Annotated in this window: 24 protein-coding genes and 1 pseudogene; 15 read left to right on the plus strand and 10 right to left on the minus strand. The window is 40.6% G+C overall.

Annotated features, from left to right (window positions below; translation table 11 throughout):
- Positions 1 to 265: 265 nt before the first annotated feature.
- Positions 266 to 592 carry a hypothetical protein gene (locus OCV88_RS04185; protein WP_158424336.1) on the minus strand — a complete coding sequence of 109 codons (327 nt, stop codon included), beginning with the start codon at positions 590 to 592 and terminating at the stop codon, positions 266 to 268.
- 17 nt (positions 593 to 609) lie between these two features.
- Complete coding sequence (locus tag OCV88_RS04190; RefSeq protein WP_158424337.1) at positions 610 to 2,448, minus strand: DEAD/DEAH box helicase; 1,839 nt, start codon at positions 2,446 to 2,448, stop codon at positions 610 to 612.
- 50 nt (positions 2,449 to 2,498) lie between these two features.
- Here OCV88_RS04190 and OCV88_RS04195 point away from each other — a divergent pair, with 50 nt between their 5' ends.
- The 7 genes from OCV88_RS04195 (at position 2,499) to OCV88_RS04225 (ending at position 7,614) form a co-directional block, all read left to right on the plus strand.
- Positions 2,499 to 2,978, plus strand: coding sequence for a LysR family transcriptional regulator substrate-binding protein (locus tag OCV88_RS04195; RefSeq protein ID WP_262590714.1), 480 nt, complete (start codon positions 2,499 to 2,501; stop codon positions 2,976 to 2,978).
- 96 nt (positions 2,979 to 3,074) lie between these two features.
- Complete coding sequence (locus tag OCV88_RS04200; RefSeq protein ID WP_158424338.1) at positions 3,075 to 3,443, plus strand: MerR family transcriptional regulator; 369 nt, start codon at positions 3,075 to 3,077, stop codon at positions 3,441 to 3,443.
- A gap of 56 nt (positions 3,444 to 3,499) precedes the next feature.
- Positions 3,500 to 4,198, plus strand: a complete 699-nt coding sequence (locus tag OCV88_RS04205) for a flavodoxin (protein WP_158424339.1) — start codon at positions 3,500 to 3,502, stop codon at positions 4,196 to 4,198.
- A 12-nt stretch (positions 4,199 to 4,210) separates the two neighbouring features.
- On the plus strand, positions 4,211 to 5,662 hold the full coding sequence (locus tag OCV88_RS04210) for a flavodoxin (RefSeq protein WP_158424340.1): 1,452 nt from the start codon (positions 4,211 to 4,213) through the stop codon (positions 5,660 to 5,662).
- Positions 5,663 to 5,678: 16 nt separating this feature from the next.
- Positions 5,679 to 6,365 (plus strand): carboxymuconolactone decarboxylase family protein, encoded by a 687-nt coding sequence (locus tag OCV88_RS04215; RefSeq protein ID WP_158424341.1) that lies wholly within the window; start codon positions 5,679 to 5,681, stop codon positions 6,363 to 6,365.
- A complete protein-coding gene (locus tag OCV88_RS04220; RefSeq protein ID WP_158424342.1) occupies positions 6,362 to 7,054 on the plus strand; it encodes a DUF4405 domain-containing protein in 693 nt (230 codons plus the stop codon). Before OCV88_RS04215 ends, OCV88_RS04220 begins: the two co-directional genes overlap by 4 nt.
- Positions 7,051 to 7,614 (plus strand): cyclophilin-like fold protein, encoded by a 564-nt coding sequence (locus OCV88_RS04225; protein ID WP_158424343.1) that lies wholly within the window; start codon positions 7,051 to 7,053, stop codon positions 7,612 to 7,614. The genes OCV88_RS04220 and OCV88_RS04225 overlap by 4 nt, the downstream gene beginning before the upstream one ends.
- Positions 7,615 to 7,713: 99 nt before the next feature.
- Here OCV88_RS04225 and OCV88_RS04230 read toward each other — a convergent pair whose 3' ends face one another.
- Positions 7,714 to 8,139, minus strand: coding sequence for a MerR family transcriptional regulator (locus OCV88_RS04230; RefSeq protein ID WP_158424344.1), 426 nt, complete (start codon positions 8,137 to 8,139; stop codon positions 7,714 to 7,716).
- Positions 8,140 to 8,245: 106 nt separating this feature from the next.
- Between OCV88_RS04230 and OCV88_RS04235 the strand changes: the two genes are divergently transcribed.
- From OCV88_RS04235 to OCV88_RS04255, 6 genes are all read left to right on the plus strand, one after another.
- Complete coding sequence (locus OCV88_RS04235; RefSeq protein ID WP_158424345.1) at positions 8,246 to 9,079, plus strand: aldo/keto reductase; 834 nt, start codon at positions 8,246 to 8,248, stop codon at positions 9,077 to 9,079.
- Between the two features lie 43 nt (positions 9,080 to 9,122).
- Complete coding sequence (locus OCV88_RS04240) at positions 9,123 to 10,130, plus strand: aldo/keto reductase (protein ID WP_158424346.1); 1,008 nt, start codon at positions 9,123 to 9,125, stop codon at positions 10,128 to 10,130.
- A gap of 166 nt (positions 10,131 to 10,296) precedes the next feature.
- Positions 10,297 to 10,785: an ATP-binding protein gene (locus OCV88_RS16000; RefSeq protein ID WP_330671912.1), complete on the plus strand. Its 489-nt coding sequence runs from the start codon at positions 10,297 to 10,299 to the stop codon at positions 10,783 to 10,785.
- A gap of 274 nt (positions 10,786 to 11,059) precedes the next feature.
- A complete protein-coding gene (locus OCV88_RS16005; RefSeq protein WP_416795184.1) occupies positions 11,060 to 11,494 on the plus strand; it encodes a DUF4143 domain-containing protein in 435 nt (144 codons plus the stop codon).
- 257 nt (positions 11,495 to 11,751) lie between these two features.
- Positions 11,752 to 12,027 carry an AbrB/MazE/SpoVT family DNA-binding domain-containing protein gene (locus OCV88_RS04250; RefSeq protein ID WP_158424347.1) on the plus strand — a complete coding sequence of 92 codons (276 nt, stop codon included), beginning with the start codon at positions 11,752 to 11,754 and terminating at the stop codon, positions 12,025 to 12,027.
- The gene (locus OCV88_RS04255; protein WP_158424348.1) at positions 12,024 to 12,425 is read left to right on the plus strand and encodes a putative toxin-antitoxin system toxin component, PIN family; all 402 of its coding nucleotides are present in this window, start codon (positions 12,024 to 12,026) and stop codon (positions 12,423 to 12,425) included. The genes OCV88_RS04250 and OCV88_RS04255 overlap by 4 nt, the downstream gene beginning before the upstream one ends.
- Positions 12,426 to 12,621: 196 nt before the next feature.
- Here the strand turns inward: OCV88_RS04255 and OCV88_RS04260 are convergent.
- From OCV88_RS04260 to OCV88_RS04290, 7 genes and pseudogenes are all read right to left on the minus strand, one after another.
- A pseudogene (locus OCV88_RS04260) lies at positions 12,622 to 12,931 on the minus strand (recombinase family protein); the annotation flags it as partial.
- Between the two features lie 130 nt (positions 12,932 to 13,061).
- Positions 13,062 to 13,382 (minus strand): nucleotidyltransferase domain-containing protein, encoded by a 321-nt coding sequence (locus OCV88_RS04265; RefSeq protein WP_158424349.1) that lies wholly within the window; start codon positions 13,380 to 13,382, stop codon positions 13,062 to 13,064.
- Complete coding sequence (locus OCV88_RS04270) at positions 13,357 to 14,502, minus strand: HNH endonuclease signature motif containing protein (protein ID WP_262590689.1); 1,146 nt, start codon at positions 14,500 to 14,502, stop codon at positions 13,357 to 13,359. Before OCV88_RS04270 ends, OCV88_RS04265 begins: the two co-directional genes overlap by 26 nt.
- Before the next feature lie 113 nt (positions 14,503 to 14,615).
- On the minus strand, positions 14,616 to 14,894 hold the full coding sequence (locus OCV88_RS04275) for a DUF4160 domain-containing protein (RefSeq protein WP_158424350.1): 279 nt from the start codon (positions 14,892 to 14,894) through the stop codon (positions 14,616 to 14,618).
- The gene (locus OCV88_RS04280) at positions 14,887 to 15,156 is read right to left on the minus strand and encodes a hypothetical protein (protein ID WP_158424351.1); all 270 of its coding nucleotides are present in this window, start codon (positions 15,154 to 15,156) and stop codon (positions 14,887 to 14,889) included. Before OCV88_RS04280 ends, OCV88_RS04275 begins: the two co-directional genes overlap by 8 nt.
- Positions 15,157 to 15,456: 300 nt before the next feature.
- A complete protein-coding gene (gene ppdK, locus OCV88_RS04285; protein ID WP_158424352.1) occupies positions 15,457 to 18,087 on the minus strand; it encodes a pyruvate, phosphate dikinase in 2,631 nt (876 codons plus the stop codon).
- 415 nt (positions 18,088 to 18,502) lie between these two features.
- Positions 18,503 to 22,147 (minus strand): subtype B tannase, encoded by a 3,645-nt coding sequence (locus OCV88_RS04290; RefSeq protein ID WP_262590691.1) that lies wholly within the window; start codon positions 22,145 to 22,147, stop codon positions 18,503 to 18,505.
- Positions 22,148 to 22,525: 378 nt separating this feature from the next.
- Here OCV88_RS04290 and OCV88_RS04295 point away from each other — a divergent pair, with 378 nt between their 5' ends.
- Positions 22,526 to 23,200, plus strand: coding sequence for a response regulator transcription factor (locus OCV88_RS04295; protein WP_158424353.1), 675 nt, complete (start codon positions 22,526 to 22,528; stop codon positions 23,198 to 23,200).
- Positions 23,197 to 24,408: a sensor histidine kinase gene (locus OCV88_RS04300; RefSeq protein ID WP_158424354.1), complete on the plus strand. Its 1,212-nt coding sequence runs from the start codon at positions 23,197 to 23,199 to the stop codon at positions 24,406 to 24,408. Before OCV88_RS04295 ends, OCV88_RS04300 begins: the two co-directional genes overlap by 4 nt.
- The last annotated feature ends 59 nt before the right edge of the window (positions 24,409 to 24,467 follow it).

Raw genomic sequence — 24,467 nt, forward strand, 5'->3', positions numbered from 1 at the left:
ATTCCTGGTAATCATATTTTATCCGTATGATACAATAAATTCAACTGTTTCAAAAGCTTTGCCCGTAAAAGAACCAAACGAGACTTTATGTAAAAAGAGGACGCTCATTGCAGCATTCCGAAAAAAATATCCCAATGTAACATATGGGATCTACAGTGGGAATGCCCATAACATTAGTTTGTGTCAAGATAGGACTAAAAGATTTTTTAACTTTTTTAAATCACAAAGGCATTTCGACTATTATTGCCCGAAATGCCTTTGTACCTCAACAAATCTTCCCTATTGCTGCTTTGTTTGAGTAATATTCCTCTTTAGCAGTTTCCACTGCATCTTCTCTGCTAAAGACAATATTTTCTGTTTCCATAGTATTCTGATATATTCTTTGCAAATAATCTTTTTTATCAAACTGATAATAGAATGTACTCTCTCCTTCTCCTGGAATTTCACACTGCATCTCAGCTACTAATCCCTCTTCATTCGTAAAATACTTTACATAACTATAATTTTCCAGTTTTGCGTTTTCCAATAAATTATACGGTGATATGATTGGTGAGTACAGCATATCATATATCTTCTTAATATAAGCATCCATGTTTCTTCCTCCTAGCATCAATATTCTTCATCATCTAAATGCAAATACTCCATTAATATCTTTTCAACAAATTCCTCCGCAATCGCAAGCTTTTCAAATGCTATATCAAAATCTGACACTTTCCATTCTTCCCGCTTTTTTCCTATTTCACCTCTCAAATAAGCGTTAAAATACATAGCCAGCATTGCACCATTATTAGTTGCCTTACTTTTTATCCACAAATATTTCCCATTAAACAGTCTGCAATCTGCTAAATTTTTTTCTGATTGATTAATATGGAATTTAGTTATTAACTGCGGAACCAAAATTTCTCTTATCTGATCATCTAGATTTTTCTTCCTATTAGCAAAATACAAATCAGGTCTTTTAAATGCAGCCGTATCTTTTGTTCTTGTTTGATTATAAATTGCTAATGCCTGCTCATAGTCAATATGCAGCAGCTCCTTTAACTTATCAATATTCTCTTTTTGTTTCCGTTCTTCTTCCTTTTGCTTCTTTATCAATTCCGTATTTAAATATGTATCTGTAATTAAAGTTCCTGTTCCTCGTTCTTTTGCCAAGCCAAGAGGGATTATATCTGCTCCTGCTCCGGAAGATGTTCCTTTAGATGATTCTCCACTGTCATCCAGCAAGTTCTCATCCTGAAGATGCTTAATTACTTCACTCTCCTGTAGCTCTATCTTGTATTTTTCCCAAAGTTCCGATAACTGCAAGTTGTGATGTGAAACTACGTCTGCAATGTTATCATCCGCTTTCTCAGCTTCCTTATCAGGAATAACCCTTAAAACTCTACCAATAAACTGCTCATATGGAAGCTCACTTCTAAATGGTCTGAATATCGCAGCCACGCTAAGATAAGGGTGATCATATCCTTCTCCCAACATCGCAACATGAATAATAACATCTACACGATGATTTTCTATATCTTGTTTTATTTCACTCCGTTCTTCTGGTGTTTGTCTGCTGTGGATAACTTCTGCGCTGTATCCTTTTTCTACATACAACCGCTTAATTTGCTCTGCATGGTCAATACTACATGCAACTGCGATAATTTTATGAGGTACTTTTGATCCATCTCTTCGTTTATTTTCCAACAACTTCAGGCTTTCTTTAACTACACTTTCAGAGCATTCTTTGGAATATGCTACTGACCGTCTTATCCAGTCTTCATCACGCAGACCAAGTGCCAATAGTTCTTCAACTGTATACTGCTTTGTTTCATCTTTATCAATTGTCAGAAATAGTTGTTCCGGTATATACTCAATATTTCTAAGTGATTTTACATACCCTTTTGCCATAGCCTGACTCAGTTTATACTTATAAACTAATTCACCAGCCAATTCTACACCATCTGTACGTATCGGTGTTCCAGTTAGCTTAACGACCTTAGCCTTATTAAAATGATTTATGGTTTCAACCCACGTATTAGCTGTCGAATGATGAGCCTCGTCAATAATTATCATATCAAAATAATCCTTGGGTAAATAGTTTAACGGGGAGCTGTTTAATCTTGCCTGCAATTTATGGATATTCAAAACCACTATATTAGCTGCATCTAATATCTCCCTTTTTATACCACGTTCAAATTCCACCAAAGTCGGTGTTTCATGCACTTTATTAAATATTTTTCTTTTGTACCAAAAGCTTTCTGGGTTCTCCGGGTCTAAAGAATCCACAACAGTGTCCTTAATAGTTAACTGTGGTGTAATAATCAATGCTCTCCCTTCGCAAATATGAAACGGCAGTAATCCCATCAACCCCGTTTTTCCAACTCCTGTCGGAAGTACCACTATTGCATGTGTACGTTTTTTATTGCGCACAATAAAATGTTCATATACTTTGTAATATCCTTGTATTTTGTCCTTAGTAAGGCTACTTACTGCGAGATTTCTATATTCGCGATTATATTAAAAGAGGATTTCTCGATATAGGTTTAATGTCAGAACCGATTGATATGCGTAAATACAATTTTGTCAATATGCCAGTCAAGGAACAGTGGGGTGTATTTGTTCCTAGTGATTCCGGATTGTCCAAAAAGGAACGTATAACGCCAAAAGATTTAGCTGGAATGTCCATTGTGACTGCAACAGGCGACTTCAACCAAAGCCGGATCGGAAAATGGCTTGGTGATTATAAAGATCAGGTTGAAATTGCTGCCACCGCTAATCTTCCTTATAACGAAGCAGTGTTAGCAAAAGAAAATATAGGCGTAATGCTTAGTATCAACTTAAACTGTATCTATGAAAACCTGCGGTTTATTCCACTGCAGCCCCTTTTGGAGGTTTCAACGGTCTTAGGTTGGAAAAAGGAGCAGATATTTTCTGCCACAACTTCTGCCTTTATAGATTTTTCAATGCAATACTTAAAAGGCATAACTCATGATTAAATATAAGTATTAGACATTTTAAACAGCCAAATTTACAATAAAGGTGTTCCAGAACGGAGCATCTTTATTTTTATACAATAGGGAAGGAAGTTTGAAATGACAATCAATGAAGCAAGTGAACGATACAAAATTCCCATTAAAATTTTACAGGAATATGAAAGCTGGGGACTATGTGGTGAAGTAAAAAAAATAATGAGTTCGTGGCATTATGATGAAAGCGATATTGAACGATTAAGTACCATTATGACGCTTCACGATATCGGTTTCACTAATGATGAAGTAAAAGAATATATGCAGCTGCTTTTGAAAGGAGAATCAACGGAAAAGGAACGGCTGAACATGCTGAGTGAAAAAAGAAATGGCACATTAGATGAAATTCATTTTAAGGAAAAACAATTAGACCGTCTGGATTATCTTCGATTTGAGATACAAAAAGGAAACAAATCACCATCAACATATTTTTAAAAGAATTATAGATAAAAACAACAATCTTTAATGTAAACCTGAAAGGAGTTTTCACAATGAAAAAAGTATTTTCAATTATTATGGTTCTTACTCTGCTGCTCTCTTTTACGGCTTGCAGCAACAATGCCAATAATGAGGGGGCTTCCTCTGCTCCACAGCAATCAAGTAATCAAAGTTCTGCATCTGCTAAGGAAGCAGACAGCCAAAACGATTCTTCCGCACTTACCGAAGAATCAGGCAGTCCAGATAATTCTTCCACATTCACCGAAACAGACGCTAAATCATTAGTGGTTTATTTTTCCTGGTCGGGAAACACCGAAAATGTTGCCAAGTCTATTCAAGCGCAGACAAACGCTGATATTTTTGAAATCGTACCGGCCACACCGTACAGCGACGACTATGATACTGTTGTGGATTTGGCACAGGAAGAACAGAAGAATAACGCCCGCCCTGGAATTTCGGGCAGCATTGAAAACATTGAGCAGTACGACGTTATCTATGTAGGATTTCCAAACTGGTGGGGCGATATGCCGATGATTCTCTATACATTTTTCGATACTTACGATTTGTCCGGCAAAACAGTTGCTCTGTTCTGCACTAGCGGCGGCAGCGGTCTTTCGGGAACGGTAAATGAAGTAAAATCCCTTGAACCAAATGCAGCCGTGACAGAGGGGCTTCACATCGGCAGCGGTTCATCCTCAAATCCCGACAGTGCAGTAAGCAAATGGCTGGAGGATATAGGACTTGCCAAATAGGAGACTATTTTTATGAAAAAAATTATATCACTGCTTTTATCGCTATCCCTTATTTTCTCTTTGACAGCCTGCAGTCAGACAGAGAGGCCCGGCACAAGTTCAGAACAGCTATCTGCAGACAATTCTCTGGAGACAAGTGATCTGCAGGTTCCAGAAAACTTTGTTTTGATTAAGGGCGGCTCTTTTGAGATGGGCAGCCCCGAATCTGAAGCGTGGCGCAGTGCTGATGAAACACAGCACAAGGTTACTGTCAGCGATTTTTATATGAGCAAATACGAGCTGACACAAAAAGAATATGAAGAAATCACAGGCAGCAATCCCAGTAACTTTTCAGGAGAAGATCTACCCGTTGAAAATGTCTCCTGGCTTGACGCAGCAGCCTACTGCAATGCCCGAAGTGAAAAAGACGGCTTAACCCCGGTCTACACAATCGACGGTAAGAATGTTTCCTGGGACAAAAGTGCAAACGGTTACCGCCTGCCCACCGAGGCGGAATGGGAATATGCCTGCCGTGCCGGTACCACTACACCGTTTTATATGGAAAACTCTCCCAGCTCCGAAGATGCAAACTATTACGGCCATTACCCCTACGAAATAGAGGATAACTATTTTTCACAGGGAAATTTGGAAGTAAAACCCGGTGATTACAGACAAACCACTGTCCCTGTAGACAGTTTTTCCGAAAACCCTTACGGGCTTTACAATATGCACGGTAATGTAAGTGAATGGGTCTGGGATTATTATGGGGATTACTCCGATGAGGCACAAACAAATCCCACCGGTCCTGCCACCGGCACACTTCGGGTTTACCGCGGCGGCGGCTGGAATGATTTCGCTAAAAATATGCGTTCTGCATACCGTGCGACACTGGAACAAAATAAAGGCAGTTTCAATCTCGGTATTCGCTTAGTGTTAAATGCGGCTCCCAGTTCCGGCAGTGTTTCAGGAACAGAAGCACAAAATACAACTGCTGACGGAAACGGCAAAATCTTGATTGCCTATTTCTCATGGGGAGGCAATACAGAGGGCATCGCTAAAGAAATCCAGAGTCAGACGGGCGCTGATCTCTTTGAAATTACAATGGTAAATCCATATTCCAGCGACTACAACACCGTTTTGGACGAAGCACAGCGTGATCAGAACGCACAGGCCCGCCCTGAGCTTGCAAATCACATAGACAATATGGATGAATATGACATTATTATGATCGGTTATCCCAACTGGTGGGCTTCCATTCCTATGCCTGTTGCTTCTTTCCTGGAAGAATATGATTTTTCGGGTAAAACGATACTGCCGTTCTGCTCCCACGGCGGCGGTCGTTTCGGACAGAGTTTAACGGCTATCGCCAAGCTTGCGCCAAACGCTGCCATGGGGGAAGCGCTTTCTATCCACTATTCAGGCGGCTCAGAACTTTCGGGAGATGTGTCTGACTGGCTGAATAGCAATAACATTCAAACAAATTGATTACGGAGGTTAAAAAATGGATTTGTATATTACTGATCCCGATTTTACAGAACGCTTTGAGTATTTTGCTTTCACCGAAGTTCCAGGCGAAAAAAATCAGCAATTAGATGAAAAGACACGCTGCATGGCTATTCTGGCGGCGCTGATGGGCTGCGGCAGTGTGGATGCATATAAAGAAATGCTCCCAAAATTCCTGGAAAACGGTATCACTCCGATGATTGCAAAAGAGATTGTTTATCAGGCAGTTGGCTACTTAGGTTACGGCAGAATGTTACCGTTTTTGAATATCACAAATGAAGTGTTAGAAAAAAAAGGCGTAAAGCTCCCCCTTGACAGTCAGGCAGTGACTACCCTTGATAACCGGCTGGAAAAAGGAATTGAAGCGCAGGTAGAAATCTTCGGTGAACAAATGAAAGAAGCCTTTAAGACAAGTCATATCAACCGTTGGCTGGCGGCAAATTGTTTTGGTGACTACTACACCCGAAACGGTTTAACCCTTGGGGAGCGTGAGCTGATTACTTTTTGCTTTCTTATGGCACAGGGCGATTGTGAACCACAGCTTATCGCCCACTCTAAAGGGAATATGAATATGGGAAATGACAGAGATTTTCTGATAAAAGTCGTTTCACAGTGTTTGCCGTATATCGGTTATCCCCGCAGTCTGAATGCAATTTCCTGCATCAATAAGGCGGTGGAAAAATGAAACCAAAAAATGCAATCAAACTATCCGTCGATATTCTAATGACCCTTGCACTGCTTTTCTTAATGGGTTATCAATTTTGGGGAGAAGCTGCCCACGAATGGCTGGGTGCGGGGATGTTCCTGCTTTTTATTGCCCACCATATTCTCAACGGTAACTGGCACAAGACTTTATTTAAAGGAAAGTATAATGCAATGCGTATTATTACACTCTGCATTGATATACTGATTCTGCTTGCGATGATTGCTCAAATGTACAGCGGCATTGTGATGTCGCGCTATGTATTTGATTTTCTGCCTCCCATTGGCGGTTTATCCTCAGCCCGGCGGCTTCACATTCTCGGCGCCTATTGGGGATACATCCTTATGAGCCTTCATTTAGGTTTTCACTGGAATATGATTTTGGGAATGCTCCGGAAAGCAGCGGGAATAAAAAATAAGTCAAAAATACGAAGTACTGCTGCTTTTATTGCGGGATTGGTGATCGCCGGATATGGAGTGTGGACTTTTATCAGCAGAGATTTTCCAACCTATCTGCTGCTTAAGTCAGAATTTGTATTTTTAGATTACAGCGAACCGAAAATCTTATTTTATGTAGATTATCTTGCACTTATGGGACTTTGCATCTTTATTGCTTATTACAGTACCAAGGTGATGCGAAAATTAAAAGAAAAACCGGAGGGTCCGCAATGAAAAAAGGTATTTTAATTATTCTAAGTGTACTGCTCTGTTTCAATCTTGCCGCTTGTGCAGATCAGCAGGCAGCACTATCTGTTTCCAGGCATAGTTCTCAGCAGGAGCAGTCAGAGATACAAAACAATGCTGAAGCTTCAGAAAATAAATCTGCAGATTCACAAGCGTCGACATCGTCTCCAGGTAATGTAAAAACACCACAATCAGGAGAAAAGAAATTAAAACTGGCAATAAACGGACAAGAGTTTGATGTGACCTTATATGATACTCCTGCCGCCAATACACTTTATAATATGCTGCCCCTTGAACTCACTTTTGAAGATTTCAACGGCATAGAAAAAATTGCTTATATGGATAATGCACTTCCCACCAAGGGAGAGCCGGAGGAATTTGACCCCGATGTTGGAGATTTGTGTCTGTATGCACCCTGGGGCAATTTATCAATCTTCTATCAGGATTTCCGAAATTCCAACGGACTTATCTCCCTTGGGCATATTGATTCGGGTATGGAAATTATCGGAAATATGAATGAGGATTTTACTGCCACTCTTTCAAAATAGGTAAGCAGATAAGGCGGGGGTAACCAAGCTTTTTTAAGTAGAGAATTGACATTAAGACAAAGAACTTGCCCAATTATTATGGAGCAAGTTCTTTTCAGCTTAATGGTGCTGCGGTCTGTTTTCTGCTGTCCAACTTCTCGGATTTGTGTCATCCGGGGCTGCCCCTGCCAATATATCCTCATAGTGTTTTACCTTTTCGTCCATATATTTTGCAGTTTTTCTTGCTTCTTCCACACGCTTATACGCCTGTTTTCTTGAACGCAGAATAATCTGATACCTTGCTATAAGGTTTTCCTTTTCTTCCGGCAAACGGCAGAGGTTACAGTACTCCTTAATATCCTCAATGGAGGCTCCACAGCCTTTTAGGCAGGTGATTCCCTGCATCCAGTTTATTGATTCTTCATCGAAAATGCGGCGGTTGCCCCCGTCACGCTGACACGGCAGTAAATTGATATCCGTATAATAGCGTATGGTGTGTTCTGTTGTATGGAACATCTTGGCAAATTGCTTGATTGTATAGTACATAATAATCCTCCAAAAAAATTTTTGAAAAAGGTATTGACTTCGTGTAACCCGAATATCTTAAACTTATAATAACACGAAGCTGCAAACAGTCAAGGAGGAATTAAAAATGTTAAAAGTCAAGTTAAATAACGGCATAGAAATGCCCATTCTCGGATTTGGTACTTTTTTGACCGGCGGAACAGATTGTGAGCAGTCTGTCTGCACAGCCATTCAAAACGGTTACCGTCTGATTGATACCGCCGAAGCGTATGGGAACGAGGAACAGGTAGGAAACGGCATTAGGAAAAGCGGTGTTGACCGTAAAGAGTTGTTTATTGTTACAAAGGTAAATTTCAAATCTTACGAAGCAACAAGAGAAACCGTGCTCCAATCCCTGGAAAAGCTGGGAACAGACTATCTTGACCTTGTACTGCTCCACTGGCCTTTCGGCAATTATTATAAAGCATGGCGTGAGCTGGAAGCGCTTTATGCCGAGAGGAAAATCAAGGCAATCGGCGTATCTAACTTTGAGCCGGACAGATTGATTGACCTTATTCATTTCAACAAAGTTGTTCCCGCAGTTAATCAGATCGAAACAAATCTTCATTGTCAGCGCAAGACGGAACACGGCTGGATGAAAAAATATAATGTGCAGCATATGGCCTATGCTCCGTTGGGACAGGGCAATAGAAATGAAATGTTCTCACAGGCAGAGGTTATGGCACTGGCTGAAAAATACAAAAAAGCACCCGCACAGATTATGCTTCGTTTTTTAACCCAGCAAGATGTCGTTGTGATTCCCAAAAGCATTCACGAGGAGCGTATCAAAGAAAACTTTGATATTTTTGATTTTAATTTGACAGACGAAGAACTGGAAACTCTAACAGCAATAGATACAAATACGGCTAAAATTGGCAATGCAGAACAACCCGAAATGGTTGAGTTCGCAATGACTTGGTAACAAAAAGAAAAAATACACAGTTCGATTAATGGAGGAACGACTTATGAAAAAAAGATTTTTGCAAAACCTTGAAGTTTCAGAAATAGGAATGGGCTGTATGGGATTTTCTCACGGATATGGGGAAGTTCCCGAAGAAACCTATGCTGTAAATGCAATTCGCAAGGCTTATGATTTTGGCTGTACTTTTTTTGATACTGCTGAGAGTTATGGAAATGAAATGTTTTATCCCGGTCATAATGAACAACTACTGGGCAAAGCGGTAGAGCCATTTCGCAAAGAAGTGATAATTGCCACAAAATTACATATTAACCTTGAAGAATGTATGGGAATATCTCTCTACGATGTTCTCTGCAAACATATAGAGCAATCGTTAAAAAATCTCCGAACAGACTACATAGACCTTTATTATCTTCATCGTGTAAATGAAAATATACCGGTTGAAGATGTCGCCGAAAGCATGGGACGCTTAATAAAAAGCGGTGTAATCCGCGCCTGGGGTCTGTCACAGGTATCTGTTGATACCTTGGCAAAAGCTCACGCAGTCACTTCAGTATCTGCTGTACAAAATCTTTATTCTATGCTGGAAAGGGATTGCGATAAAGATATATTTCCATACTGTTTAGAAAACAATATCGGAGTTGTTCCATTCTCACCAATAGCAAGCGGTTTTCTTTCCGGCAAAGTCACTGTTGAAACGAGATTTGAAGGTGATGATGTCCGTAAATGGGTGCCACAGCTTTCAAAAGATAATATAGCTGCAAACCAGCCAATCTTAGATTTACTTCGCAGCTATGCAAGTCAAAAGTCTGCCACCCCTGCACAAATTTCTCTTGCATGGATGTTGCACAAATACCCCAATGTTGTTCCTATACCTGGATCAAAAAATCAAGAAAGAATCGTTGAAAATCTTGGTGCATGCAATGTCGAATTGACAAATGAGGAGTTTTCCAAGCTTGAAACCGCTTTAGATTCCTTTGAGGTTCACGGGCATAGAGGACATATTGAAACAGAGCAGACTTCATTCGGGAACAATTGGAAATTGGTCGATTAAAAGCTAAGCTAAGTTGCTCACCTGTACCGTTTTTTCTATGATAATAAATTCATTCCAATACAAAAAAGTTGAAATTTTAATAAAGTTTTTATGTTTTTACAGCAAAAACCATTGAATACATTGCAGTTTTGGCTATATTCTTCGTAAGAAACTAGGAGGCGTTATAATGATTATAAGACCACAGTATATGGAATTGCTGAAAACCTATCGCGATGTACCGCTTGTAAAAATACTCACCGGAATCCGCCGCTGCGGAAAATCCACTATTTTAGAAATGCTGCGGGACGATCTGCTGAAAAGCGGCGTTTCTACCGACCACATTATTAATATGCGTTATACCTCGGAAAATTTTGACGACGGTATGACCGATAAAGATATGTATAAAGGTATCAGAGAACAGATGATGGGAAACGAACGGTATTACCTTCTCCTTGATGAAGTGCAGGAAATCGCCGGATGGGAAAAAGCGGTAAGCAGCTTGCTTGAGGATACGAATACCGATATTTATGTGACCGGCTCCAATTCAAAACTGATGTCCAGCGAAATTTCAACCTATCTGACGGGGCGATATATTTCTATTCCAGTCTATACCCTGTCTTTTGCCGAGTATTGGATTTCAAAAAGCAAAGCGGTCTTTCACCGAGAGAACTTTTGAATGAATATATCCGTATGGGTGCTTTCCCCATTGCTGCACTCGGCAATTTTGACCAGCGTTCTACTTATCAGATCGTAGAGGGAATTTATAACTCTGTCATAACAAGTGATATTACAAAACGGCACAACATAGCGAATTTCGATTTGTTTAACCGCGTCGTTCGCTATATTGTTGAAAATGTAGGCAAAACCTTTTCCGCGAATGCAATTGTGAAGTTTCTGAAAAGCGAGGGGCGTCCCTGTCTGTTGAAGCGGTTTACAACTATCTGAATTGGCTGGAAAAGGCTTTTGTAATTTATCGCTGCCGGCGATACGATTTACAGGGAAAATCTGTGTTAAAAACGCAGGAGAAATTTTATCTTGCCGATTCTTCTCTCAAATACTGCATAATGGGCTTTAACCCCAAGTCTATTGCAGCTATGCTCGAAAACATCGTTTACTTTGAACTGCGTCGAAAAGGCTATGATGTCTATATTGGCAAAAACGAAACAAAAGAGATTGATTTCGTAGCATTGCGTCGTGACGAACATATTTATGTTCAGGTATGCCGCAGACTGCCGGAGGAATCTGACTGGGAAGTTGCCAATCTCCTTGAAATCAAAAACCACTATCCAAAATATGTGGTAACACTGGACGAACTGGCTTCCGGAAATATCAATGGTGTTAAAATCGTGCATTTAGCTGATTTCTTACTCAATAGGGAATATTAAAAATTAGAAAGGATATGACAAGAATGGCAAGACAGAGAGGGATATTACAAAATTGTAAGAATTAAATCTACAAAACCATTAGCAAAAGAATTGTTGTAATTAAATCTTATATTTACATGGGCGCAGTGGAATTTATATTTTCATTTGAGGTGAAAAAATAATTCCAACAGTTCCCGTTGATTTTTTCAATCTTTCTGCATATAATAAAAGTAGGGAAATTCCTACTTTCCATATTTTTAGAAAGGTGGTGCAAAACTATGTTAGCAAAAGCGTTTGTGGACAATGCAAAAGTCATGGCGAAAGGACAGGTCACAATCCCGAAAGATGTTCGTGACATTCTCGGTGTGGCAAGCGGCGACAGGGTTACTTTCGTGGTGGAAGGAAACACTGTTCGTATCGTCAATTCGGCTGTCTACGCCATGCAAATGCTCCAACAGGAAATGGCCGGAGAGGCAGAACGCACCGGCCTGGATTCAGAAGATGATGTAATGGCTCTTGTCAAAGAATTACGGAACGAGGACGAAAAGGTATGAAAATTTTAATAGATACCAATGTCCTTATTTCTGCGGCATTAAGCGCTAACGGAACGCTATTTCAGGCTTACGTAAAAGCGGCGTCCTATCCCCATCATGGACTGATCTGTGAGCAGAACGTGGACGAAATGAAACGGATTTTCAACAAGAAATTTTCGCACCGTCTGGCGGCTCTGGATAAATTCCTTTCGGTGGCTCTGATGACATTGGAATTCGTCCCGATCTCAACAGACGAGAACGTGTCGGAAACGCAAATTCGGGATGTAAATGACCGCCCTATTTTGCGGGCGGCGATTGAGGCAAAGGCTGATGTCCTCCTTACCGGCGATAAAGATTTTTTAGAATCTGGCGTGAAAAATCCGGTGATCATGACACCGGCAGAATTTTTGAAATATTGACTTGTTGAATCGGGTAGGAGGTAAATAATTATTTTATTTACCGTCCCTCCCACACCACCGTACATACGGTTCTCGTATACGGCGGTTCTTTAGTTTTCATAGACTATCAGATAATGGTCAAGCATGGATGTATATCCCAGCTTGGCTATTATTTTCTTCGTGAGTACTGTGTTTAACATTTCCGCCATTCTCCAGTACGGAACGGGGTAAAATCATCGTCCCCATTCAGGCTGTCCACACCGTCATTGATGGCAATAAGGCGGACGCCTTTCTGCCGCAAAATCTCCATGACCTGACCGACTTTCAGATAATCGCGCCCTAACCGGGGCGGTCAAAACGGATGCCGAAATACCATCGTCTGTAAAATGTTTTGGGTTCGGCAGCCCATTCCGGCGGGCGTAGTCCTCTAACATCTGCTTTTGATTAGAAATACTGTTACTCTCGCCCTGTAAATCATCATCGCGGCTCAAACGCTCGTACAAAGGGGTTATTTTTTCATTCCTCATGATTTCAAAACTTTCTTTGTATTCCATGAGTCCGCTTCCACAGGCTTCGAGCCCTGCACAAGCTCCCAGGTTTTCCTGTCAATAATGGCTTCGTAAGTGTTCTCACTTAGATAATTCTTTATTAGCATGTTTATTTTAATTTTAAACAATGGTGCTGAATCCTATTTAAAAATTTAATTTCTTTTTCTTCTTCTGCGCTTAGTGATGTTATATCGATGAACATACCGCTTTCCTTTCCTAATTCATTAGAAAATAGAATTAAATCATTGCCAAATTCGTTTGAGTATTCTGCGTAGATGATTAATATGTCAATGTCATTGTTAATCGTGTTTAGCTCTAATGCTGAGCCGAATAAGAATACTTGCTTAAAAGAATCGAACGGCAGTATATGCTTTCTTACCCGTTCAATAACATCATTATTCAATCTACATGATTTCATTAATATATCCATAAAAAGCTCCCATAGTTAACAACCGAACATTCATGCGCTTTGCCTCCATATATGCTTGGCTAGATATGCTGCTCTCTCCGTTCCAGTTATGTAGATTAACTACAATACTGTTTTTCTCTGGAGCAAGATGTATCAATTCCGATTGACTCAAGCAATATTCGTAAACAAAAATCAGTTTTGTACCTTGTATAGTGATTTCTCTTAGATTGCTGTCAGATAAAAAATTAAACCTAACATTTCTTGAACGAATATACTTCAAAGCATAATTCAAGCTTTCCAGGCGAACCTTCGCTCCCATAAAACAGTCATAATCATAATACAGCTGTCTCATTCTAGGAGTATCATCCAAAAAGACTTGGACTGACTGCCCTCCCTCATTCATCTGGATGTATGGCTGATCAATACCAATACCTATGGTTTCATACTTGTCTTGTGCTTTTAGCCTTTTAATCAAGAGTTCCAACGATTTGGTAGAGGGAAGAATGAAATCTTCGACAGGAGCAATTCCAAACATTGAATTTATTTCTGTTGGAAAAAGAACTTCTCGTATTTTTTCTTCTTCTGTGCGAGTTACTTCAAATTCATCGACATGTAATAAAAAAGATTGAATATATGCCAAATTCGAGTAGGATTTCTCTGGATGTCGTTGAATTAAACTACTATTTGCTAAAAACAGCATCTTAAGTTTCCTGTTATTGACCAGTATTTTGTACTCAAATTTGTCCCACAGAGTCTTATTATCATTTAAATAATACCTTTCGTAAATAGTTTGATTTTCTTGAAGTATAGGGGCAACCTCTTTTCTTAAATCTTCAAATGTTTTATACTCTTTGCAAAAAAACCTATCAAGTTCTTTTTTTCTGCTCTCCTTCCATTCCAAAACTTCTTCTGATGTAAAAGCATGGTTTTTATCAAATTCTGTATGGCAATTTGGACAAAGTAAAACTAAATTTTCAAATGAATTGTTGGCTGTTTTACAATAGGGATCAATATGAGCCTTTTCAATTATGTCTCCATTTTTGCAAAACAACTCCCGCTGACAACCTGGATTCATACACCGCCCCATTGATTCTGCATATAGTTTTCTTTTAATAGCTTCGTCTATGTATCTGCTAACCATTATCCATTCTCCTTAAGTATTGCTTTAAAAAAATTTGATGAATATGACACCACAAAAGAAAAACTCTTAAATATCATAAGTATTCATTATAAATCCTTAAAACAAGGCGTTTTTTAACAATAGAATTTTATTTCATCTATTACAAATGCCTGTTTCCATCTCGCACAAATAAGGAAAAACTGAGCTGATATAAATTCCATCAATTCATTTAATTCTTTTTGGGGGATTCTACTTCCATTGTTCGCTAAAATGCAACCACCTGACTTTGTAAGCCAAATTTTTGTTGCATTTGAAGACGGTTTCCCTTTGGATACATGGACATGAATTGGTTCTCCATTTTCATTTGACCAGAAATATACCGTATATCCACTTACCGTAAACAGTTTAGGCAATCTGAATCCCTCCATTCTCCGCATATTTGTATAACAAATGTGCATTACTGTGTAAGAGTTCTTCAAACATCGCTATTTCCTCATCAGAATATCCATCCCGCTGTGTCCACGTGTAATCAGGTAATTCACACCTTGCGGAATCAAATCCATTTTCTACAGGACGTTCAAAGTTTACTATCACTTTTCTTTTTCCATTTTCTTCAATAAGATGAGAATGGACTATCTCTGTTTCATCTGCCAGTGTCATATACGGATACATCATAGAACTTCACCTCACTTCTTATTTTTATCCTCATTATATCACCGCTTCATATAGTTGTCATGTAGTTACAGTCTCAGCAAGCACAATTTTTTACTCCTGTAATAAAAATAGACCTTATTGGAAAATGTTTGAAGCAAAGATGCTTAACACAAACTTGCTTAACACAATCCTATAAGGTCTATTCTTGATTTGGTTTTTAATTATTGTAGTTTTGTTGGTTTTGTAGTTTTTATCTCTTAGTTAGACAATAATTGGGTTTACAAAAAACTGAATAATCGGCTTTACTAAGAGATAGCTATTTTAGTTCCTGCTATCCTTGATCGCTGCCTGTGCTGCTGCAAGTCTTGCAATTGGTACACGGAACGGTGAGCAGGATACATAATCCAGGCCGATCTTATGGCAGAATTCTACAGAAGAAGGATCTCCGCCATGCTCGCCACAGATACCAACGTGCAGTTCCGGACGTGTTGCTTTTCCAAGTTTGATGGACATTTCCATTAATTTGCCCACACCTGTCTGATCAAGTTTTGCAAACGGATCATTCTCAAAGATTTTGGCATCATAGTATGCATCCAGGAATTTTCCTGCATCATCACGGGAGAATCCGTATGTCATCTGGGTTAAATCGTTGGTACCAAAACAGAAGAACTCAGCTTCTTTTGCAATTTCGTCTGCAGTTAATGCCGCCCGGGGGATCTCAATCATAGTACCTACTTCATATTCCAGAGCACTGCCAGCAGCTTTAATTTCTGCATCTGCAGTTTTCACAACGATATCTTTTACATATTTCAGCTCTTTAACTTCTCCAATTAACGGAATCATAATTTCCGGTTTAATGGTCCATTCCGGATGTGCTTTGGATACATTAATAGCTGCACGGATAATGGCTTTTGTCTGCATTTTTGCAATTTCAGGATATGTGACTGTCAGACGGCATCCACGATGTCCCATCATTGGGTTAAATTCTTTTAATCCTTCGATGATGGTTTTGATTGCCTCTACAGTTTTACCCTGAGCGTCAGCCAGTTTTTTAATATCTTCTTCTTCTGTAGGAACAAATTCATGAAGAGGGGGATCAAGGAAACGGATAGTAACAGGATTTCCTTCCAGTGCCTCATACAGTTTTTCAAAATCACCCTGCTGTACAGGAAGAATTTTCTCAAGGGCTGCTTCTCTTTCTTCTACAGTATCTGAGCAGATCATTTCACGGAATGCGTCAATTCTGTCGCCTTCAAAGAACATATGCTCAGTACGGCACAGACCAATACCTTCAGCGCCAAGCTCACGGGCTTTTTTTGCATCTGCAGGTGTATCTGCATTGGTACGTACTTTCAGTGTTCTGAATTTATCAGCCCAGGCCATAATTCTTCCGAATTCTCCGGCAATTGCCGCATCTACTGTAGGAATCTGACCATCGTAAATATTTCCTGTGGAACCGTCCAGGGAAATCCAATCGCCTTCATGATATTCTTTTCCAGCCAGTGTAAATTTCTTATTTGCTTCGTCCATTGCAATTTCAGAGCATCCGGATACACAGCAGGTTCCCATACCCCGGGCTACTACAGCTGCATGAGATGTCATACCTCCGCGGACTGTTAAGATACCCTGAGAAGCTTTCATACCTTCAATATCTTCCGGAGAAGTCTCCAGGCGAACCAGCACTACTTTCTCTCCCTTGGCATTCCATGCCTTTGCATCTTCTGCTGTAAATACGATCTTACCGCAAGCGGCACCTGGCGAAGCTGCCAGCGCTTTTGCAGCTGCTTTCGCTTCTTTTAACGCTTTTGCGTCAAACTGAGGATGAAGCAGGGTATCCAGGTTACGGGGATCAATCATAGCAACTGCTTCCTGCTCAGAAATTTTGCCTTCATCAACTAGATCGCAGGCAATTTTTAAAGCTGCCTGAGCAGTTCTCTTGCCGTTACGTGTCTGAAGCATATACAGATGCTTGTCTTCAATTGTAAATTCCATATCCTGCATATCTCTGTAATGATCTTCCAGTTTCTTTGTAATGCCTACAAACTGCTCATATACTTCCGGCATAACTTCTCTTAACTGATCAATCTTCTGAGGAGTACGAACGCCGGCAACAACGTCTTCACCCTGGGCATTCATTAAAAATTCACCCATCAGTTTATTTTCACCGGTAGCCGGATCACGGGTAAATGCAACACCTGTACCGGAAGTCTCACCCATGTTTCCGAATGCCATCATCTGTACATTAACAGCAGTACCCCAGGAATAAGGAATATCATTGTCACGACGGTATACATTAGCACGTGGATTATCCCAGGAACGGAATACTGCTTTGATAGCCTCCATCAGCTGTTCCTTAGGATCTGTCGGGAAATCTGCCCCGATTTTTTCTTTATATTCAGCCTTAAACTGGCCTGCAAGGTCTTTTAAATCTTCAGCTGTCAGGTCAACATCCTGTGTCACACCTTTTTCAGCTTTCATTTTATCAATTAATTCTTCAAAGTATTTTTTACCAACTTCCATTACTACATCGGAGAACATCTGAATAAATCTTCTGTAGCAGTCCCATGCCCAGCGGGGATTACCTGATTTTGCTGATAAAACATCAACAACTTCTTCATTTAAGCCAAGATTCAGAATGGTGTCCATCATACCCGGCATAGAAGCTCTTGCTCCGGAACGAACAGATACCAGCAGAGGATTCTCTTTGTCACCAAATTTTTTACCGGTGATCTCTTCCATCTTTTCAATGTGTTCCATAATCTGAGACTGAATCTCATCATTAATCTGACGTCCGTCCTCATAATACTGAGTACAAGCCTCTGTTGTAATTGTGAAACCCTGTGGTACCGGCAGACCAAGATTTGTCATTTCTGCAAGGTTCGCACCTTTTCCGCCAAGAAGATTTCTCATTGTAGCGTTACCTTCGCTAAATAAGTACACCCATTTTGCCATGTCAAATTCCTCCTAAAAATAAATTTATGATGTGCAAATTGATATAAAATGATACCTTTTTACATAGGGTAAATTTTGTCAAAACAGCAAAATTTACCCTGAACTCCGTCTATATTTTATCACAATTTATAACGATTTCAACCTTTTTTGTGAAATTTTAGACAAAATAATTACCATTTTTTCACTACCCCACAAAACAGTCACTTCAGGACCAAAAAGAAACTGCTGTGTTTTTTATATTTTTAGTATATCCGGGAGCTTTTTCTCCATACTGTCAGGGAAACCAACAGGCTCCGGCAGCCAAAAAAGTCAGAAGACAGTGCATGAGACACCACGCACTGCCCTCCTCTTTGACAGCTGTTTTTGCTGTCCGGACTTAAGTTTTTACTAAATATTTTTATTTATCATGGATTTTTTATAACGCACTTTTTCTTCTCCAGGCAATAATTCCTGCTCCGCAGCAGCCTGCTGCCAGTACCCCACAGATGGGAAGTGCCAGATTTGTTGTATCTCCTGTTTTTGTAATACCTGCCTGGCTGTTATTTCCGGATGTACCGTTTCCATTACCATCAGAACCACCATTTCCATTGGGCTGCGCCGGGTCAGACGGATCTGATGGGTCTAACGGGCCGGATGGATCTGACGGATCCGATGGGCCGGACGGGTCTGACGGGTCCAATGGCTCTGACGGGTCCGATGGGTCTGACGGATCTGTCTGTCCTTCTGCTTTGATCCAGTCAATAAAGGTTCCCGTAGAGGTTCCTTCTCCATTTCCGTGAGACATATCCCATACAAGAGAGTAATCCGTTTCAAGACCTGCAGCCTGTGCTGCCAGGCACAGATTGTAGGCAATGGTAAATGATGTGTGTTCATCTGCGGTACCGTTTCTTGTACGCCATCTCTTTGCAGGCTCTTCTGCTTTTAATTTACTCTGTCCCAGCAGAATTTCTGTGGCATTCATTAAATCTGTCTGGTTATCAATGTATGCTGCATCTTCCCCTGTTAATGCTTCCTCAATATATGCATCCACATTTGCTTTCTGCTCATCGAATCCTTCACAGCTTGACAGCCGTTTATAATTGTCTTTTAATACCTGCGCTACCGATTTTGAATAATGAACAGCTTCCTGATCATCTGTTCCGAAGGCATTATTCTCCGCACTCTTATCTAGTGTATCAAATCCCGGAACATTTTTATTTCTTCTGTCCACCATACCGGTTCCAAGGAGGAATCCGGACATATCAGTAACAGAATAACTGCCATCTTCATTCTTCTTTAACCAGTCGCTGTAATCTTTATATTTTTCTTCCGGATTGATTCCGCCTTCTTTTACTAATGCATTGAGAGCGTCAGACATATTCTGAAGTACCGCATCATAGTACGTACCTTTTCTTGGTCCGTCAAGAGTCAGGACTGTTCCGTTTTCATCTTTCAGTTCCAGGCTGTTAATATAATCAACAAAAGCATATGCTTCCAGATTCTGCAGTTCTCTCTGGAACGGTGTTAAAACTGCCTTGTCCTGTGCTCCCATTTCTTTATAATGATCTCCCCCTATATTTACGGAATCAAACCACATCCACGCATAAGCAAGGTCTGCATTTTCAAGATCTGCAATAGGGCAGTAGCACTGTGCACCATAAACATCATCTTCGTACTTGCTGCTGTAGGTGCCGTCAGCATTTTTTGTCACACCTAAAGTTCCGTTTTCATACATGTACGAATAATATTCTTCCATATTTCCGGATGCTCCAAGGATGGAACTCATCTGGCCGCCGCCGGAGGTTCCTACCGAATAAATACGCTCTGTATTTCCGGGAAGGATATCCGTATTGGCTCTCAGCTCAATGACACCCGCTTTTAAATCTGCAACCGGTGTGGGAGCTTTTCCTGTATTCTCTCCGTTTTCGCCTTTTGCACCCCGGCTTCTGGCACCGGCGGATACATAAATCATACCTTCTTTGATATAGCTGGTGTCACATGCTTTCGGGGAACTTGACATCCAGCCGGAACAATTGTTTTCATAAACAATTGGCGCCGTTTTTGCTGTATAGTTTCCAATCTTTGCATTTTCATTGATGCCTGTGACTGTTCCGTTTTCAATCTTTAAATATTTTGCTGGAATGTAAATCAGCATTGTCTGATTTTCTACATTAGTAACCTTGGCACTTGTGTAAACACCCTGGTAGATTTTGCTCTTTGTGCCGTCAAATCTGTTTGTTTCTTCTTTATAAATGGCATTGCCGTCTTCATCTGTGGCAGCCAGGAAATAGTAAGAACCGTCTTCGCTGGAAACCCATGTATAAACGCCCGCTTCCACGCCTTTAGAATAATCCAGATAAGTTTCTGCCGTAATTTCATCCTTGTCCGGTTCTTCCGGCATCTGAGCATCTCCCGGAGCAATTTCTTTTACCCAGTCCACAAAGGTTCCTGTAGAAGTGCCTTCTTTTTCACCGCCGTGAGGCATATCCCATACAAGGCTGTAGTCACAGTCCGCGCCGGCTGCTTCTGCCGCAAGACTCATATTGTATCCTACGGTAAATGAGGTATGCTCATCTGCCGTACCGCTGCGGATTCTCCAGTTTTTAGATACATCTGTCTGTTCTTTTCCTGCAGACTTATTCAGCATAATTTCTGTGGCATTCATCAGATATGTCTGGTTTTCAATAAATGCTGCGCTGTCCGCATCTGTAATCGTGTCAGAAATATATGCATTTACCTGTTCTTCATTATAACCATCCAGCTTACTAAGCTCTTCTTTATTATCCTGCAGCACTTTCGCTACAGAAGCTGAAAAGTGTACGGTATCCTGATCTTTTGTTCCAAATGCATTATTTTCTGCCTTTTCATCCATGGTATCAAATCCCGGAACATTCTTATTTCTGGTATTAATATAGCCGGAACCTTTCATAAAGCCCAGAATGCTGGTGACTGTATAGGTTCCGTTTTCTTTTTTCAGCCATTCCTCATGATCCTTATATTCCTCTTCCGGATTCAATTCCCCGGCCGCAGCCTTGGCGTTTAACGCATCCGACAAATTTTTAAGAATCGCATCATGATAGGAACCCTTATCAATACCGTCAAGTGTCAGCACATTTCCACTGGCATCTTTTAATCCAAGACTGTTAATATAGTCTACATATGCCTCCGCTTCCAGCTCCTGCAGTTTTAACTGAAAATCTGTCAGCTTCGTCTTTCCCTGTGAAGGCTGTCCCGGAATAAACGGTGTATAATATTCCCCGCCTGATCCGGCTGCTCTTTCCCACATCCATGCGTATGCTATATCCGCATTTTCCAGATCAGAAATAGGATAAAATGCCATACAGCCAAACACATCGTCATCTATGGTGCTGGTATAAGTATCTCCTGTTTTCGCTACTCCGGCTGCGCCGATTTCACTTAGATAAGAATAATACTCATCCATATTTCCGGTGGCCCCCACCAGAGAACTCATCTGTCCGCCGCCGGAACCTCCTACAGAAATAATTTTTTCTGCGTCTCCCGGAATTGCTTCATCATTTGCACGGAGATAACGAATGCCTGCTTTCAGATCAATAATTGGTGCCGGAGCTTTCCCGATATTTCCCTCAAGACCTCGGCTTCTTGCTCCACAGGAGACAAAAATGAAACCGTTTTTCATATAATCTTCAAGTCCCTCTACATTTTCAGGATCACTAGACATCCAGCCGGAACAGCTGTTTCTGAAAATTGTCGGCGCTGTATCAACCGTATACCCCTCTATCACAGCATCTTTTTTCAGAGAACCATCTTCATTTACATACCCTGCCGGAACATAAATGTTCATATACTGATATTTTTCACTAGTTACATTTTCACAGTATTTTACTTTGCTGACTTTATAATATGTAAGCCCGGTATCTTTGTCTGTTTGTTTTTCATATTCATAAGTACCGTTTTTTAACAAATCCGCAAAGTTCAGTTCCTCTGAAAGCTCTGCATCCGCACCCTCTTTTCTGTCCCCGGCAGCAAATGCAATTGCAGGCACCATTGAAAGTATCATGGCACTTGTCAGAAAGAATGCCACCACTTTTTTAACTTTCATACTTTCCATTCTCCTTTCATGTCCGAAAATTCCCCTAAAGAAAAATTTTCATTTCCTCCATTACAAAGAATTGTACCTGTATATGGCCCCCTCTCCACTTATATTTTGTACAACCCATATGTATGGCAATAATTTATCAGAAAAATAAGGCACTAAAACGGATGAAATGTGGAGGAAATGTGTATTTTTAACATTTTTATTAATTTTCATTTATCTATTCGTCATAATTTGTCGTTTTTCCACAACAAATAACTGCCGATGCAAATTTCTATTTTATTTTTTTCTATATATTTTTTAGTAATATTACTCTGTATATTGTTCGTTTTTTCTTTTATGTTATAATATAACTAATAAATTAATTAACTGTGAGGTAGCGCAATGAATACAACTGTTTTAATCTGCGACGACAATATTGCCGTACATGAAAGCCTGACCACGTATCTGAATGACGCTCATATAGATGTTCTCTCAGCCTATACAGGCGAAGACGCACTGCAGCTGCTAAAACACCATGAAATCCACTTTATTATTCTAGATCTGATGCTTCCCGGCATCTTCGGACTGGATGTCTTAAAAACCCTTCGGAAATTCAGTGAAGTACCCGTTCTGATTTTAAGTGCAAAAACCTCTGAGTTTGACCGTATCCTTGGCCTGGAGCTGGGTGCGGATGACTATATCTCAAAGCCGTTTTCCCCAAGGGAAATCGCAACCCGGGTCCAGGTGATTCTAAAGCGGACCAAAAACAAACCTGAGAGCAAATCCATATCGTTTTCCAACCTGACCGTGGACCCTCACGCATATACTGCTTTTATTGACGGTTCTCCTTTAGACCTTACCCCAAAGGAACTGAAAGTACTGGCTCTTCTGGCAGCAGCCCCCGGCATTGTGTTTTCCAGAGACCAGATTCTAAATCAGGTCTGGGGATATGATTACTATGGAGATATCCGAAGTGTGGACACCCAGATTAAACATATCCGCCAGAAGCTTCCTCAGAATGCCTCTTTTGAAATCCGTTCCATTTACGGAGTCGGCTATAAAATGGAGGCGCTATGAAAAACAAAGTACGTTCCCGCCTGCGCTTTATCCGGAACTGGCTGATTATTTATATTCTTATTCTGATACTTGGAATTTCCCTGATTATGGGGATTACATACTCCAGCAATAAAAGTATGATAGACATTGCCCGTTCAGACAGAGATTATTATCTAGAACACGGCTCTTTCAGCCCTGATGTGAAAAAAAACAGTGCAAACAACTTTATCTTTCAGCCGGACGGAACCCGGAAAGATGCCATATCCACTCCCGGCCTTTCTGATTATTTTGACTGTGACCAATACGCCCGGCGGCTGCTACGCAGAATCCAGAAAAAGGAAATGATCTATACCATTGCATTTCATATTAATCCCAAAAGCTCTTATTTCACTGCAGTGGCTTTTCCCCTGGAGGATGGAAGCATATTTTTGTTTCTAAAGGAACTTTTCTATTTAAAAAATATACTTATTGTTCTATTTTCCTGCGTCACCCTGCTGATCATCCTCTCAGCCTGTTATACCGCCATGGTGATACGCAAAAATCATATAATGGAAAAACATCAGCGGGAATATGTGGGTAATATCAGCCACGAACTGAAATCACCCATTGCTTCTGTCCGGGCCTTAACAGAAACCATGTACGACGGCCTGGTTCCGGATCGAGAAAAGCAGAAAGCCTATTGCGGAATTATGCTGAGCGAACTAAATAAGCTGGAACAGACAGTTGTCTCTATGCTGGAGCTTTCCCGTATCCAGAGCCATCAGGCCGACTGCAGTAAGATAACCCTTTCCCCGGAAAAGGTCTTTCAGCCCGTAATCGAAAAATATCAGATATTATGTGATGACATGGGACTTGCCTTTCACTGCTGCCCTGCTGTCACAGAGCTTCCGTCTCTGTACACCAATCAGGAACTGGCTGCACGTATGCTGGACATTCTGCTGAGCAATGCAATTAAATTCACAGACGAAAACGGATGTGTTCAGGTTATTTTTTCAGAAAAACTCCAGCATTTAGTAGTTACTGTAAAAGACAATGGCAGCGGAATTGCTCCTGCAGACCAGCCTTATATTTTCAACCGTTTTTACAAAAGCGACAAAGCCCATAATGAAAAAGGCAGCGGTCTTGGACTGGCCATTGCCAAGGAAATCTCTGCGGCTCTGGAAGAAAAGCTCTGGCTGAATAAAAGCACCTCTTCCGGAACAGAATTTTCATTTACCATTCGAAAGTAATTGAAGTATCAAAAATACCGGCCCCGCAAACTAAAGGCAGTTTACAGGGCCGGTATTTT

The sequence above is a fragment of the Brotonthovivens ammoniilytica genome (genome assembly GCF_025566885.1).
In the GTDB taxonomy this organism is placed as follows: domain Bacteria; phylum Bacillota; class Clostridia; order Lachnospirales; family Lachnospiraceae; genus Brotonthovivens; species Brotonthovivens ammoniilytica.

Excerpts from the sequence above, each read along its gene's own strand:
- OCV88_RS04290 (WP_262590691.1), bottom strand. The coding sequence starts at position 22,147 with ATGAAAGTTAAAAAAGTGGTGGCATTCTTTCTGACAAGTGCCATGATA.
- OCV88_RS04255 (WP_158424348.1), top strand. The coding sequence starts at position 12,024 with ATGAAAATTTTAATAGATACCAATGTCCTTATTTCTGCGGCATTAAGC.
- OCV88_RS16000 (WP_330671912.1), top strand. The coding sequence starts at position 10,297 with ATGATTATAAGACCACAGTATATGGAATTGCTGAAAACCTATCGCGAT.
- OCV88_RS04205 (WP_158424339.1), top strand. The coding sequence starts at position 3,500 with ATGAAAAAAGTATTTTCAATTATTATGGTTCTTACTCTGCTGCTCTCT.
- OCV88_RS04220 (WP_158424342.1), top strand. The coding sequence starts at position 6,362 with ATGAAACCAAAAAATGCAATCAAACTATCCGTCGATATTCTAATGACC.
- OCV88_RS04210 (WP_158424340.1), top strand. The coding sequence starts at position 4,211 with ATGAAAAAAATTATATCACTGCTTTTATCGCTATCCCTTATTTTCTCT.
- OCV88_RS04230 (WP_158424344.1), bottom strand. The coding sequence starts at position 8,139 with ATGTACTATACAATCAAGCAATTTGCCAAGATGTTCCATACAACAGAA.
- OCV88_RS04185 (WP_158424336.1), bottom strand. The coding sequence starts at position 592 with ATGGATGCTTATATTAAGAAGATATATGATATGCTGTACTCACCAATC.
- OCV88_RS04295 (WP_158424353.1), top strand. The coding sequence starts at position 22,526 with ATGAATACAACTGTTTTAATCTGCGACGACAATATTGCCGTACATGAA.
- ppdK (WP_158424352.1), bottom strand. The coding sequence starts at position 18,087 with ATGGCAAAATGGGTGTACTTATTTAGCGAAGGTAACGCTACAATGAGA.
- OCV88_RS04300 (WP_158424354.1), top strand. The coding sequence starts at position 23,197 with ATGAAAAACAAAGTACGTTCCCGCCTGCGCTTTATCCGGAACTGGCTG.
- OCV88_RS04250 (WP_158424347.1), top strand. The coding sequence starts at position 11,752 with ATGTTAGCAAAAGCGTTTGTGGACAATGCAAAAGTCATGGCGAAAGGA.
- OCV88_RS04200 (WP_158424338.1), top strand. The coding sequence starts at position 3,075 with ATGACAATCAATGAAGCAAGTGAACGATACAAAATTCCCATTAAAATT.
- OCV88_RS04270 (WP_262590689.1), bottom strand. The coding sequence starts at position 14,502 with ATGGTTAGCAGATACATAGACGAAGCTATTAAAAGAAAACTATATGCA.
- OCV88_RS04240 (WP_158424346.1), top strand. The coding sequence starts at position 9,123 with ATGAAAAAAAGATTTTTGCAAAACCTTGAAGTTTCAGAAATAGGAATG.
- OCV88_RS04280 (WP_158424351.1), bottom strand. The coding sequence starts at position 15,156 with ATGATGTATCCGTATATGACACTGGCAGATGAAACAGAGATAGTCCAT.
- OCV88_RS04215 (WP_158424341.1), top strand. The coding sequence starts at position 5,679 with ATGGATTTGTATATTACTGATCCCGATTTTACAGAACGCTTTGAGTAT.
- OCV88_RS04265 (WP_158424349.1), bottom strand. The coding sequence starts at position 13,382 with ATGGATATATTAATGAAATCATGTAGATTGAATAATGATGTTATTGAA.
- OCV88_RS04235 (WP_158424345.1), top strand. The coding sequence starts at position 8,246 with ATGTTAAAAGTCAAGTTAAATAACGGCATAGAAATGCCCATTCTCGGA.
- OCV88_RS04225 (WP_158424343.1), top strand. The coding sequence starts at position 7,051 with ATGAAAAAAGGTATTTTAATTATTCTAAGTGTACTGCTCTGTTTCAAT.